This window comes from Vibrio sp. LB10LO1 (assembly GCF_010092875.1).
Classification (GTDB): Bacteria; Pseudomonadota; Gammaproteobacteria; order Enterobacterales; family Vibrionaceae; genus Vibrio; species Vibrio campbellii.
Map to the genome: position 1 here is coordinate 156,307 of NZ_JAADJW010000002.1, position 13,503 is coordinate 169,809.

Consider the following 13,503-nt stretch of genomic DNA (forward strand, 5'->3'; position numbering starts at 1 on the left):
TTTTTATGTTCTGTTGTTCTTTAGCGAAGGACTGCTGTACAAGCGGCAGTTGGCATATCGGTCATAAAAATCGCATTTGGGTAGAACAAACTCGCGACGGTAACCGCTACGTTACATGGTTGAGCGATCGTGGTTTTCACGACGTTGTTTAAAACCACGCCAGTGGTGTTCACTGTATTGACCGCGGCTTGTTGAGCTTGGTAGGACACACAACCTGCTGTTGCGTTGATGACCGCGGTACTGAAAAGAAGCTTACGAAAAAACATATTCATATCCTTTGTGAATGCTTTTGAGATACTTATATGACCATCCATTCATAATTAAAACAAAACGGTGTTCAAAATTACACACGCTTCACGAAATGAACATTGTTTTATATAACTTGGTTAATTTTGTGATCTGGTAGGTGGACAGACCAGTTTAAGCAATTAAAACCAGCCCATGCATAAGTACCACACCTGTAGTGAGCTTTCCTCTCATCATCTGGTAACCTTTTGGTTCTGCTTCCTTTTCTACTTTTCGGATCAGCTTTTCTGCATACCAAACGGCAATGTAGCCAGCAGCGAGTAACAGCGTCGCAATCACATAGTGTTTGTTGCCTTGAAGTAGCGCTCCCCATGCGAGTAGTACAAATAAGTTACTGAGCACCAAGGCATTACGGCTTAGTCGATGATAGAAATGATCAATCGCATTGCCCCAAAGTACACCGGAGAGAAAGCTCAAAATCACTGCACTGTAAGCGATAAAAAACTGCTCCCCAGATAAGTTGAATAGAGTCCTTTCCGTAACGATGAGAACCAAGCTGAACATAAATGGCAGCAGTCCCAAATATCCCAATTGGATCATTGTCGTACGTGTAGTTGCCATGGCCGCTTTCCTTATAGTTGCTGTTCAATCATGTTAGTAAGCGTAGTACTTGTCGGGGAAGTTGAACTTGGAAAGGTCGCAACAACTTTGCCGTCTTTGTTGATGAGGAACTTGTAGAAATTCCATTTTGGTGTAACGCCCGCCTGGTTGGTTATCTCGGCAAATACTGGGTTTGCGTTCTCTCCGAGAACTGAGGTGCGAGCCATCATAGGGAAGGTGACACCATAGTCGAGGTAACAGATTTTCGCAGTCTTCTCTTCGCTGCCGCGGTCTTGGCGAAAGTCGTTACTAGGAAATCCTACAACGGCAAAGTTTTGATCTTTATAAGTTTGGTGTAGTTGTTCCAACTGCTCGAATTGGGGAGTAAAGCCACACTGGCTCGCCGTGTTCACAACCAGCAGTGTCTTGCCTCTGAAGGCATCACACAGCGCTATTTCTTCCGTTGAATTGAGAAGTCTTTGCTTTCCTTGCAAGATATCTGGACAGCTCGATGCAAAAGCCATAGGGCTGGTGAAGAGTAGTGTTGCGATAAGTGCGTTGAGAGTGATTCCCTTCATGATGTTGATTCCTTTTGTTTTTACTAGTTATAACTACTAGAAAAGGAATCAAATCGATCAAAAAAGCCGCTGAATTCAGCGGCTTTTATCGAGATTGACGACGTGTCGATTATGCAAGCTTTAAATCAAATTGATTACGGTAAGCCACCATATCTTCGATGGTCAGTACTGGCATGTTGTGTAAACGACCAAACGCAACGATTTCTGGTGCTTTTGCCATGGTGCCATCTGGGTTTGTCACCTCACACAGCACGCCTGCGGGTTGCAAACCGGCCATTTGCATCAGATCGATAGTGCCTTCTGTGTGACCACGGCGAGTCATTACGCCACCGGGACGAGCGCGTAGAGGGAATACGTGGCCAGGACGAGCTAAGTCATCTGGTTTTGCATTTGGGTTTGCTGCTGTTTTGATGGTTGTTACGCGGTCAGCGGCAGAAACGCCAGTGGTTACACCTTGCTTCGCTTCAATAGAAACCGTGAAAGCCGTTTGGTTTGCGCTGTTGTTGTTCACAACCATTGGTGGCAGTTCCAATTTGTCTGCTTGAGCATCGGTCAGACACAGGCAAACAATGCCGCTGCATTCGCGGATCATCAGAGCCATTTGCTCATTAGTTAGGTGTTCTACGGAATAAATGATGTCGCCTTCGTTTTCACGATCTTCATCGTCGAGAAGAAGCACGCCACGGCCTTCTTTAAGTGCGATAAGTGCGTTTTCAACGCGAGTAATTGGGTCGCCAAATTCGGCAAGTAGTGATGACTGATTCATGGTTAACTCCTAAATATCACCAGAATCAGGGCGGTATGAGGGATCGTCACATTTTATGCACGTAATAAGCTGCCTACAACAAAATGGCACAAGCTCACGCAATAAAAATGCGATCCAAAAAGAAGTTCATCAGGGCTCATCAACAAAGAATGTTGAGGAAACTACTGATGTTTTCTTATTCTCTTTCATCCGGACTATAACCGTCGGCTCTGGCATCTCACCAGATCTGCTGACCTCGACGAATCGAGCGCTCGCGGGCTCACTCAAAAGAGTATACCGCCGGTGGGGAATTTCGCCCCGCCCTGAGAACATTGAATCCAACCAATAAGGTCAGAAATAAAAAACTCCGATACTCAAATGAGTGGTCGGAGTAGAGATAGTACTGCGAACGCCTTGGCTTGAAAAGTAGATTACAACTACTTGATGGAAAAGTGCGCTATCTGCTGAAGTGATCAGTTTTGATAAAGTGATCGATCTGCGTTGGTACATAGGTGTTGTAGATAAGGCTAGTGTGAGTTTGTTTAGTCTCTATATGATCTTGCATGCCTTCTAAGCGTGTTTCGTCTACAGTCACCGTTCCGTCAGACATTGTGTTGTCTCTGCGCATTAGAATCGGCCTTGCACCAATCGCCATCGTTCCCGCGATGCTGCCGAGTTTTTGCGGGAAAGTCCAAACATCCTCGTGCTTATTAAGACCATGATAGGGAGAATTACCAAGCATCGCACCGAAACCTAAATCTTGAATGCGAGTGACGATAGATGCCCCTTTCAATGGTGAGCCAATTGCCACAACGTGGGACACCAGATTTGACGATGGTTTTCTGCTTGCAAGGTATCGTTTAATCATCAAGCCACCTAGGCTATGACCTACCAACACATTTGCCGTCAGCGGATTAAGCGCTTTGTCGATCGAGCCGAACAGCGACTCTTCGTTAATTGAAACCGTGTTGTAACTCAATACTTGGGTCTCGTAGCCCAGCTTTCTCAGCTTTTGGCTAAGAGGCTGCATGACCAGCCCATGCATATAAAGACCATGTAAGATGATGATTTTCATAATACCTCCTAGATTTATGACGTTGATTTTATCCTACTAAATTCTCCGCCAGAGTACTGTCAGCGAATTAGCAAATCTTGCACTTCTTTTTGTAACAAATGGCGATCTAACATGGTTGGTTGTAATAGCTCACCAATATTGACTTCGATACGAGACCAAAAGCGAGTCGGGCGCTTAGTTAACGCGTGTCCATTTTTGTGGCTGAAGAAAGAGCCCCATAAGCCCTTCAACGCCATTGGAATCACGGGTACAGGTGTTCGCTTTAAAACCTTCTCAACACCCGGTCGGAACTCGCCTAGTTCACCATTTGAGGTCAAACGTCCTTCAGGGAAGATACAAACTACTTCATCGTTATTAAGAGCTTGCTCAATCTGTTCGAAAGCTTTTTTATAAGTCTCTGCGCATTTGCGTGGAGAGCAGATTGGGATAACGCCAGCATGACGAAAAACGTGTTTAAGAACCGGCAGCTCACTGATTGACTTGTCCATCACGAATCGAACAGGGCGGGTTGATGTACCCATTAGAATCAAAGCGTCCACATAGCTTACATGGTTTGCCACAATCAGGGCAGCGCCTTGCTCCGGGATATGCTGACGACCGGTTACCGAAACTCGGTACAGACAGTGGCTTAGCAAGTAGCTAATAAAGCGCTGAGTAAACTCAGGTACTTGACGGTAAACGTAGATGGCCACGATGAAGTTACCGACGGCCAAAATCGCAAATAGCTCAACAATAGATAACTCTAAAACACTTAACACCAAGATAGAAACAGCAGCGGAAGCGACCATAAACAGTGCGTTCATGATGTTGTTTGCCGCAATAGATTGAGCACATTCGCCTTCTTCTGAACGCGATTGGATAAACGCATAAAGGGGAACAATAAATACGCCTCCGCTCACACCTACCAAGAACAAGTCGATCATCACCCTAATATGCGAAGACTGAGCAACAAAGCTTTGTACATCGTAATACTGACTTGGGAAAGATTCGATTGCAGGTACTGCCCATAAAAGGTCGGCACTGAAAATCGTTAAGCCCAAAATACCAAATGGCAGAATGCCCAGTTCAACTTGATTGAAAGACAGCTTTTCACACAACCATGAACCTGCCGCGATACCAACTGAGAATAGAGCCAATAGCAGAGAAACCACCGTGCTGTCTGCAAATAGGTGTTCGCGAGCAAAGTTAGGGAATTGAGTTAGGTAAGTCGCACCCATAAACCAGAACCAACTGATCGCTAGAATAGACATCCAAATACCGCGTTGTTTTTGTGCCAGTTTGAGTGTTTTCTTCAAACCAGTAATAGGTTCGAATTTTACTTTGCCACTTTTCTTACTTGGCAGAGAAGGGATGTTAGCGCTGTTTAAAAAGCCCAGCAGTGAAAGCGTAATCACAATGCAAGAGGCGATAATCATGCCGTTTGGAACTGCAAGAAGAAGACCTGCGCTTAATGTACCAATCAGGATAGAAAGGAAAGTCCCAATCTCAACCCAAGCATTACCTTTCACTAGCTCATCCGATTTTAGCGCTTGAGGAAGTAGAGCGTATTTCACAGGTCCGAAGTAAGCGGATTGAGTGCCGGTCATGAAGAGTAGAACCAGCATCAGGATAGCACTCTGCGTCATGATAGCCGTCGCAGCACAACTCATGATCACTAATTCAATAAGTTTTAAGCGGCGGATTAACTTGGCTTTATCCATGTTGTCGGCAATCGCACCGGCGTGGGCAGAAAACAGAAAAAATGGAAGGATAAACAAGCCAGCAGCAAGGTTAACAAAAAGATCAACCGACATTGGTAGTGAATCAATTTGGCTGTAGGTCACCATCAGCAAGAGAACATTTTTGTAGATATTGTCGTTCAGTGCACCAAGGCACTGAGTAACGAAATAGGGGAAGAATCGTTTAGTAAGAAACATGCTGGCTCCGTAGGGGCAAAATCGCGTTGAGATGGGAGCACTTTAATGGCTGAGCTTTAGGAAACCAGCGTAAAGAAAAGAGTTACGTTATGAGAAACCAAAAGTAACACTTTACGATACTTTTGGTTTCATTAACTTGTGATATTGAACGGATTGGTGCTTTTATACGTTACGAGATGAACTTAGTGTCGGAACCAGACGCTTAGCATTCGCAATGTGACAAATAGAATAAAACCAGAGAGTCCAATAAAGCCTAATGTCACCAAATAAAAGAACAGACGCACCAAGCGAGCTTTCATTCGTTTGAAAAAACCGAGGCTCGGCGTAAGTTCAGGAACATGTTGAAAGCTCGAGATCATCACCCAAGCGGCAAGCGCCCACAACGCGGTTACGCCACTCGGAATAAGATGAGACTCTTTAACTACATCAGAAAGTTGCAAGAGCGTGGCAATGAACACCGCAAAACCACCAAACGCAATGAGTACGAACAAAGGGAGAATAGGTCTTGCCTTGACCGATAGGCTTTTGAGTTTATCGAGCATCAGCAGTTCTTCCTATTTACGTTCCCAAGGGTTAAACAGCGGGAATGTCCAACGACGCATCGCTATCACCAGAGAGGTACCGTGCTTCTCTTTCATGTCCAATGAGTCATCGCTTTGGCAGACCTGATAAAATTCATCAATGACCTTTTGTAGCTTCTGCTGCATCTTCTTATTGGTTGGCAAGCTCATGAGGCCTGTTGCCATCACCAGCTTTTCACCTTCGGCAGAGAAATGGCTTTGGAAAAAGGCGTCTTGAACTTGTTGTTGGAAGAAACGCTGAATAGGGCCGCCGGTATGCCAACGAAAAGTCGGGGAAATACGCAGACGAATCTTGTTGCCAGGTAGCAGGTCAATAATATTGAGGCGGTCGAGTTGGGCGAGCTTTTGTATCAGCTCTAACTCATCAAAGGTGTACTGTTCAATGATCTGTTCGAAGCGATAGCCATTGACTACACAGACAGCGACAAGCAGTAGGCCCTTATCATCGACCAGTTGCTTTTCTTGCGCTAATGTCAGTGACTCCAGCCCTTTGTTGTGTGCCGCAGCCAGCTTAAATAGCTCAGCCATCTCCAAACCAATGAGTTGACAGATACGCTCCAATCGATCGAGGCTAATTTGACTGCCTTCTGCCAATAAGCGCTTTACAGAGCCCTCGCTTAACTCCAAATGCTGTGCGACATCGACGTAATGCAAACCAGACAGTTTGAGCTGGCGTTTGAGCTCTTTAATTAGGTCGTGGCTTTCCGACATATTAACCTTCTACTTCTTGGCGTAGCTGTTCGAGGTAAGACTCCATAAATGCTTTACGTTTTCGACCTTCTTCATACGCTGCTTTGGTGTTCATTGTCTCAACAATTTTAAACAGTTTGGTTTGGAAATGATCGATGGTAAAGCGTTTATCTTCCAATTCTCGATGCTCTGCAAACATGTCCTGTTCGTTATACAAAGCGGCATCAAATAACGTGCTCACTTGAATGCAACGTGTCACACCAATTGCGCCAAGCGCATCTAAACGATCGGCATCTTGGACAACCTGAGCTTCTAAAGTGTTTGGCGTAATGTTGGCACTAAAGCTGTGGGATTCTATCGCGTGGGCGATGGCATCATGGTACTGAGCAGGGTAGTCGATGCTTTCAAGAAACGAAATCGCTTTGGTAGCTGCAATCGTGGAGCTTTGTTTGCGATTTGTGTGGTCTTTCGGATAAGTGAAGCAATCGTGCAGATAGGCAGCGGGCAGGACAACGGCTAAATCCGCACCTTCTTGTTCTGCTAGCTGGCGAGCCGTTTTCACTACGCGGCGGACGTGGCTGAGGTCGTGGGCCGCGTCGGTTTGCATTTCTTGCTGCATAAATTGAAGGAACTGAGGTTCAAATTTGCTGAGGTCTGACTTATTGAGTTGAGGCATAATAATATTGAAAAAATAAAGACTTAGACAGATTATGCCTAAGCCTTTATTAAATTGCCAAGTGAGACGTTGTTATTGAGATGTTGCGAAGAAAGCTTTGTTGTTTTATTGGGTGCGAGTGAATCGGAACGTTTGTACTTTTTGTTCTGCTCCGTCGATGTAAGCGTAGCTATCGATGGTCCAAACGTTTGGACCTGCAAAACCTAGCTCTACACGAACATCCCCAGTAGGAATACCTTGGTAAATGACGTCGTTAATGTTCATCGGGTAGAAGTTGTAGCGATGGTTTTGTGATTGTTGTTCACCAGCAAAAGCAACCGATACATCTTTTGCTTCATTGGTCAGCGTCAGTTGGTAGCCCGCTTGTGGATCGAACGTGAACGCAGCATTCAGATCAACGCCTTGTGAGTTAGTTACCTTTACATTCGCTTCTGTTGTTTTTGCTAAAGAACCGTGCGCTTGCAAACCGTCTAAGCCTTTGAAGTCGCGATTGTGGTTTTGGATATTAACGTTCCAATCCCCAACAAAGTTATCGATTTCTTGCCATTGCTGAGGGGTATTGGTTGCTGTGGTGTTCTGACCTCCGTTGATACCGCCGATCGCTTCATTGCGGCTGTCGTGTCGGATATTTTCACGGTTGTTGTGAATGTCAGCACTCGCACCTGCTACACCACCAGTGACACCACCGGCAATCGCTCCCTTTAGAGCTAAGTCAGCATCACCCGTTAGAGCCCCCATAGTAAGGCCCAGTAGCGCGCCACCAGCGGCGCCTTGTTTTGTTAACGCATTTGGGTCGTCTTCTCCCGGAGTCACGCATCCTGCAAGTAGGGGAAGAGATAGCGCTGCGACCAATGTTGTTTTGTTGAAAGGGTTCATGTGTTTACTCCGAGATGGTTGGTTCGGAGCTATTATTGAACGCTGTTTGATTAGGAATCCACTTATCTCGCTGATAACCAGCAGTTATCAGTAGGTTCTTTTGTTTACTGAAAGGCTCATATTTTCTGTGTGGAGCTCGGTTGTGGGTAGGTAAAGAAAAGGGTCAACATTGCTGTTGACCCTGTTTTTTGTTTTATTCTTTATTTTATAAGCACTAATTTTGACGTTGTTAGTGGTAAATCTGAGTTTGGGCGACTTGAGATTTTTTATTTAAAAGCTCAACTAACCTCCTAACTTTAGTATTTGTTGAGAGTCAGTGCAAATATTTATTACGAAAATTGTCTGTATTGTGAAGCTTTCTTTGAAGGCGTTTCACAAATAGGGATTATTCCTCGCCTTACGTATCGCAAACGGCCCATGTCTGTGTCTCAACTTTGAGTAAGCATAAGTTGGATCAACATTTTGTGATATAGATCAATATTATTCCCCCTTCAGAGGGATAGCATTCACGCGAAATTAAATAATTATAAATTGAGTCCGAAGCATGCAGGATTTATATGAGCTAGAGCGTAAGTTGGTGGAATACGGCGCAGACATGAAAGGCTTAAAGGTTGTGCCTGCGATCATCGATGAAGATGGCAAGGTTGTTTACTTAGGCAATACTCCCTCGTTGCTTAGGAATGTCATTAGTTGCCGTAGACAGCTAACGCAGCGCTTGAAAAAATAGAAAAAGGGTCTGATGTAAGTCAGACCCTTTTTTGTGTTTGAAGATCAGTGATTAGCGTTTGTAGGTCACTTGCTCTTGTTCACCAAGATGAATGTGTGTTGTCGCTGGTTGTGTTTCTGCAATCACTTTACCGTGACGAACAGAGTAACGAACTGGCACCTGACGACGAACTGCATCAAACCCATTTTCCGCAGGAAGGATCAATAAGCTACCTGGCTTACCTGCTTCAATGCCGTGCTTGTCTTGAATGTTCAGTGTGCGTGCTGAATTCGTGCTGATCAGATCAAGCGAGTTGTTGATTTGATCGTAACCCATCACCTGACACACATGCAGACCCATATGCAGTACTTGTAGCATGTTTGCAGTACCTAGTGGATACCAAGGGTCAAATACATCATCGTGACCAAAACATACGTTGATGTTTGCATTCAGCATTTCTTTTACGCGAGTCACACCACGGCGTTTAGGATAATCATCAAAACGGCCTTGAAGGTGGATGTTCACCAATGGGTTTGCAACGAAGTTGATGCCAGACATGCGTAGCAGACGGAACAGGCGAGATGCGTAAGCACCGTTGTAAGAGCCCATAGCCGTTGTATGGCTTGCGGTTACCTTGTGGCCCATGTTGAACTTATGCGCTAGTGCTGCAAGCGTTTCAACAAAGCGTGATTGCTCGTCATCGATCTCATCACAGTGCACGTCGATCAAACGGTCGTATTTTTGCGCCAGCTCGAAAACGTAGTGCAGAGACTCGATGCCGTACTCACGAGTGAATTCAAAGTGAGGGATTGCACCAATAACGTCAGCACCCAACTGAACTGCTTCTTCTAGCAATTCTTTACCATTCGGGTAAGACAGAATACCTTCTTGCGGAAACGCAACGATTTGAATGTCTACCCACTCTTTCATTTCTTCACGAACTTCTACCATCGCTTTTAGGGCAATTAGGGTAGGGTCAGAAACGTCAACGTGGGTACGAACGTGTTGGACGCCGTTTGCAATTTGCCACTTAAGCGTTTGCTTTGCGCGTGACTTCACGTCTTCAATCGACAGCGTCTCTTTGCGCTCAGCCCAACGCTCGATACCTTCGAAAAGCGTACCAGAGATGTTCCAGCTTGGTTCACCGGCGGTTTGCGTGGTGTCTAGGTGAATGTGCGGCTCACAGAAAGGAGCGACAGCCATGCCGCCCTCCGCATCAAGAACATCACCTGTGTAATTTAGTTCTACATTATTGTCTTGAATACGCTTGAATTGACCATCCTCAATCAAAATTTGCTGGAGACCTTCCTGTCCCTTTAGCGTTGCGTTCTTGATCAATAGTGTCGTCATGATGGTTCCTTACGCTGGCTGCTGTGCCAGTGTCTTTTTATTAAGAATAGGATTTAGAATCAGGTAGCTGATTGTGCCGCCCAGTACTGCGTTTACAGGTACCACTCCCGGAAGGAAGTGACCAGCTGCAACACCAATCGCCACTGCGATAATGCCAGCCCAGTTAACCGTTTGGAACTCTGCTGCTGCGAAATTTGTGTAACGTTTACGGTTCATGAAGAAGTCCGCAATGATTACGCCGCCAATTGGTGGAATTGCAAGCGATAGGAAGGTTAACCAGCCTACAAAGTTATTGTACAACCATAGTGCACACAATGTACCGACTAAACCGTTCGCCATAGAGATGTATTTGCTTGGCAAACCAGTGATGTTTGAGAAACCTAGGCCCGATGCGTAAAGCGCATTGTCGTTGGTTGTCCAAATGTTCAAACCAAGCACGATGATAGCTGGGATTAGAAGACCTTGAGCGATCATCACTTCGGAAATGTCTGATTGGCCAGTTACCGCAGCGCCTGCTGCGCCGAAGATGAACATCAGTGAGTTACCGATAAAGAACGCCACCATAGTGACCATCACTGCACCTTTTGGCTTTTTGCCGAATCGTACGAAGTCCGCAGTCAGGGTACCTGCGCTGACGAATGAGCCAACGACCATTGCTAGTGCCACTGAAAAGTCGATAGGTTGTGCTGGTTGTACTTTTTGTAGTTCAGCCACACCACCCACGCTGTTTACCGCTTCTACTACCGAGTATCCGCCGAGTAACGCAATTGCTGGTACTGCAATCGCAGATAGCACCATAAGCGCAGAGATACCGAAGTAAACCGTCGCAGTCATTAATAGACCAGAAATGATGATAAGCGTGTTTGTATCGATGCCTGTTGCTTTGTTTACTGGAATCGCAAACATTGCTACGCCAACACCAAACCAACCAACTTGTGTACCGCCAAGAAGTGCGGAAGGAAGCCAAGAGCCTTTAGAGCCAAAAGAGAAACGAGCAAGGAGGTGAGTAGAGAGACCAGTAGAAGCGCCGATGTAACCAAGAAAAGAAGTGTAGATGCCGAGGATTAGGTTACCAATGAGAACAGCGAGGAAGAAATCATCAAAAGAAAGTCCGGTACCGAGCGAGCCGCCCGTCCACATGCTTGCGGAGAAGAAAGTGAGCCCCAACATAACCATGGTTAATGATGCCACGCCTTTTCTGGCAGTGTTAGGAACCGGTCCAAGACTGTAGTTATTGTCCGCAGCCATTTTTACCTCCGCAAAGAAAAATTAAAACAAATTGTAGATCCCAATTTCTGGGCAAACGGCGCGTATTATGGTGATGTAACTCTCATAGTCAATGGGTTTTTTGTCACTTAAACGTTTACCTCTAGCTTTGTCTTTTTATAGTCCTTTAAAAACATGTGGTTATAGTTTTTTAGAAAAATAAAAAAGTTTGGAACTTGACGGCTAATCTGACCAGTAATGTGTAATGAAATCGGTGTCATTGGTGGCTTTCTTTTATCTCGTCATATTTTTGTGGTTTGTTTATAAAATAGCGATTCAATGGATTTTTATAATGCTTAGCAAACGTTTTTTTGAGCTTGATAGTAACGATTGTTCATAAGTTGAACGCGAAGTCATTTATTTAATGGTTATTTTGGTGTTTATGCTGTTAAATTTTTCTTAGATGGCTATTTATTGTAGATAACTTAAGAAAATGTCGCATGTAATCGATTGTAAATTGAGTGAATAAAATTAGTTCAACAGGGAGTAAGGATGTGGAGAAGGAATTTGAAGGGGCCAGATAAAAAAATAGCCAACCGCAATTTGTGCGATTGGCCTATATATTTGTGAACAAATTCGAGTTCACTAACAACGTCAGTTGGCTAGGTGACCCTCGGCTTAAGAAGGGTCACACTAGATAATGCAGTTAGTGTGCCAACTTTAAAACCACCGAAAAAACACGGTTTCTGTGATAAAGGTTGCCTAAAATTTGCTGTGAGTTGCAAATTGCAAATGCGGTTTGCAATTTGTAATTATAATGCTAATGATGAATTAATTAACTAGAGCGATTCTTTTTACAACATTACTAAGCTCGCCGTGCCCAAGAAAGCAAAGAAGCCAACGACATCAGTTACCGTAGTCAGAATCACCGAGCCCGCAAGTGCTGGATCGAGTTTGAGCTTATCAAGAACAATTGGGATCAGCACACCAAATAAGGCCGCGGTAACAATATTGACGATGATCGCGAGAGCGATGGTGCCGCCCAATACAGGAGATTGGAACCAAAGCCCTGCTAAACCACCGATGATCAACGCCCAAAGCAAAGCGTTAAGAGAGCCGATACCCAATTCATTTTTGAGCAGGGCAAAACGGTTACCAGGGGTAATTTGGTTTAATGCCATGGCACGAACCATCAGCGTCAGTGTTTGGCTACCTGCAATACCCCCCATAGAAGCCACAATCGGCATCAGAACAGCAAGAGCGACCACTTGTGAAATCACATCTTCAAACAAGCCAATCGTCACCGATGCTAGAATTGCAGTCAGCAAGTTAATGCCCAGCCAAACGCCACGCTTTTGTGAGCTCTTTAGAATTGGCGCGAACAAGTCATCACCTTCATCCATACCCGTACCAGCCATCAAACGTGCTTCGTAGATTTCACGTTGAGTGCTGAGTGCGAATTGCCAATCCACTTCCCCGATCAAGGTTTGATCTGCATCGGTAACTGGCAAAGCAGGGAGAGGGCTGTGCTCAAGTGCCTCTACGGCTTCAGACAGTTCCATTTTACTGTCGAGTACGGTGACGGTATCAATCGCAAGGGTTTTGAGACGAACGTCCGCTTCACTACGTAAGATTTCATAATAGTTTACTGCGCCACGAAACTGCTTTTTACGGTTGATCAGATACACTTGCTGCGGTGTATCGTAACTATAGCGCTCCATTAAGCGTCGAGCTTTACCAACAGTAATATTAAAAGGGAGAGTGATGATCTTCCGTTCAGCCCATCGACCGAGTTCTTCGTCTTCATATTCGTTTGCTTGGTCGTAGAGATCGAGTTCATCTTTCTCAATCAGCTCTAACGCTTCATTAATGAACTCTTCAGGAAGCGAGTCAGCCCATTCAATCAGCGATAAGTTATCCAGCTTGGCTAAGGTCAGCTTCAGCTCAACTTCAGAAAGTGCTTCGATGATGGAAAGACGTACTTCAGCACGCATTTCAGTCAGCACATCGATGTGCAATTCCATAGGTAATGCGCGCCACAAGCGTACACGTTCATCGATCGGGAAAGCCTCGAGTATCAGTGCCACGGCACCGGGTTCGAGACCACATTCGATAGAATCATTCAAAGCGGTAACTTGATCCGCTTCGTCTGCTTGGACAATTTGTTCGATTAGAGTGGAGAGGTCTTGAAACTTACTCACCGAGCACCCCGACAGTCAGATTATTCTTATAGGCAGCTGCTCAAGGTACTCGAAAGT

Annotated in this window: 14 protein-coding genes and 1 riboswitch; of the genes, 1 reads left to right on the forward strand and 13 read right to left on the reverse strand. The window is 45.1% G+C overall.

The features are described from left to right. Positions 1–20 precede the first annotated feature (20 nt). The 10 genes from GXP65_RS02135 to GXP65_RS02180 all read right to left on the reverse strand — a co-directional run bounded on the left by GXP65_RS02135 (position 21) and on the right by GXP65_RS02180 (position 7,983). Complete coding sequence (locus tag GXP65_RS02135) at positions 21–266, reverse strand: hypothetical protein (RefSeq protein ID WP_005433479.1); 246 nt, start codon at positions 264–266, stop codon at positions 21–23. A gap of 154 nt (positions 267–420) precedes the next feature. After that, positions 421–867, reverse strand: a complete 447-nt coding sequence (locus GXP65_RS02140; RefSeq protein ID WP_038889067.1) for a DUF3429 domain-containing protein — start codon at positions 865–867, stop codon at positions 421–423. An 11-nt stretch (positions 868–878) separates the two neighbouring features. After that, positions 879–1,424 carry a glutathione peroxidase gene (locus tag GXP65_RS02145; protein ID WP_162091872.1) on the reverse strand — a complete coding sequence of 182 codons (546 nt, stop codon included), beginning with the start codon at positions 1,422–1,424 and terminating at the stop codon, positions 879–881. A 109-nt stretch (positions 1,425–1,533) separates the two neighbouring features. Then, on the reverse strand, positions 1,534–2,190 hold the full coding sequence (ribB, locus tag GXP65_RS02150) for a 3,4-dihydroxy-2-butanone-4-phosphate synthase (protein WP_005433496.1): 657 nt from the start codon (positions 2,188–2,190) through the stop codon (positions 1,534–1,536). 173 nt (positions 2,191–2,363) lie between these two features. Next, positions 2,364–2,504: riboswitch (FMN riboswitch) on the reverse strand. 122 nt (positions 2,505–2,626) lie between these two features. Then, positions 2,627–3,244, reverse strand: a complete 618-nt coding sequence (locus GXP65_RS02155; protein WP_045396065.1) for a cob(I)alamin adenolsyltransferase/cobinamide ATP-dependent adenolsyltransferase — start codon at positions 3,242–3,244, stop codon at positions 2,627–2,629. Positions 3,245–3,303: 59 nt separating this feature from the next. Continuing rightward, on the reverse strand, positions 3,304–5,160 hold the full coding sequence (locus tag GXP65_RS02160; protein ID WP_162091873.1) for an MFS transporter: 1,857 nt from the start codon (positions 5,158–5,160) through the stop codon (positions 3,304–3,306). Between the two features lie 182 nt (positions 5,161–5,342). After that, the gene (locus GXP65_RS02165) at positions 5,343–5,702 is read right to left on the reverse strand and encodes a hypothetical protein (RefSeq protein ID WP_162091874.1); all 360 of its coding nucleotides are present in this window, start codon (positions 5,700–5,702) and stop codon (positions 5,343–5,345) included. Between the two features lie 12 nt (positions 5,703–5,714). After that, the gene (locus tag GXP65_RS02170; RefSeq protein WP_045370603.1) at positions 5,715–6,452 is read right to left on the reverse strand and encodes a helix-turn-helix transcriptional regulator; all 738 of its coding nucleotides are present in this window, start codon (positions 6,450–6,452) and stop codon (positions 5,715–5,717) included. A gap of 1 nt (position 6,453) precedes the next feature. Further along, the gene (locus GXP65_RS02175) at positions 6,454–7,107 is read right to left on the reverse strand and encodes an HD domain-containing protein (RefSeq protein ID WP_162091875.1); all 654 of its coding nucleotides are present in this window, start codon (positions 7,105–7,107) and stop codon (positions 6,454–6,456) included. A gap of 105 nt (positions 7,108–7,212) precedes the next feature. Continuing rightward, positions 7,213–7,983, reverse strand: coding sequence for a hypothetical protein (locus tag GXP65_RS02180; protein WP_162091876.1), 771 nt, complete (start codon positions 7,981–7,983; stop codon positions 7,213–7,215). 544 nt (positions 7,984–8,527) lie between these two features. Here GXP65_RS02180 and GXP65_RS02185 point away from each other — a divergent pair. Beyond that, positions 8,528–8,710, forward strand: a complete 183-nt coding sequence (locus GXP65_RS02185; protein WP_005433443.1) for a hypothetical protein — start codon at positions 8,528–8,530, stop codon at positions 8,708–8,710. A gap of 51 nt (positions 8,711–8,761) precedes the next feature. Here the strand turns inward: GXP65_RS02185 and GXP65_RS02190 are convergent, their stop codons facing one another. The 3 genes from GXP65_RS02190 to GXP65_RS02200 form a co-directional block, all read right to left on the reverse strand. Beyond that, positions 8,762–10,039 carry a cytosine deaminase gene (locus GXP65_RS02190; protein ID WP_162091877.1) on the reverse strand — a complete coding sequence of 426 codons (1,278 nt, stop codon included), beginning with the start codon at positions 10,037–10,039 and terminating at the stop codon, positions 8,762–8,764. A gap of 9 nt (positions 10,040–10,048) precedes the next feature. Then, positions 10,049–11,287 carry a cytosine permease gene (gene codB / locus GXP65_RS02195; RefSeq protein ID WP_005433460.1) on the reverse strand — a complete coding sequence of 413 codons (1,239 nt, stop codon included), beginning with the start codon at positions 11,285–11,287 and terminating at the stop codon, positions 10,049–10,051. Between the two features lie 812 nt (positions 11,288–12,099). Beyond that, positions 12,100–13,446, reverse strand: coding sequence for a magnesium transporter (locus GXP65_RS02200; RefSeq protein WP_005433363.1), 1,347 nt, complete (start codon positions 13,444–13,446; stop codon positions 12,100–12,102). Positions 13,447–13,503 lie beyond the last annotated feature (57 nt).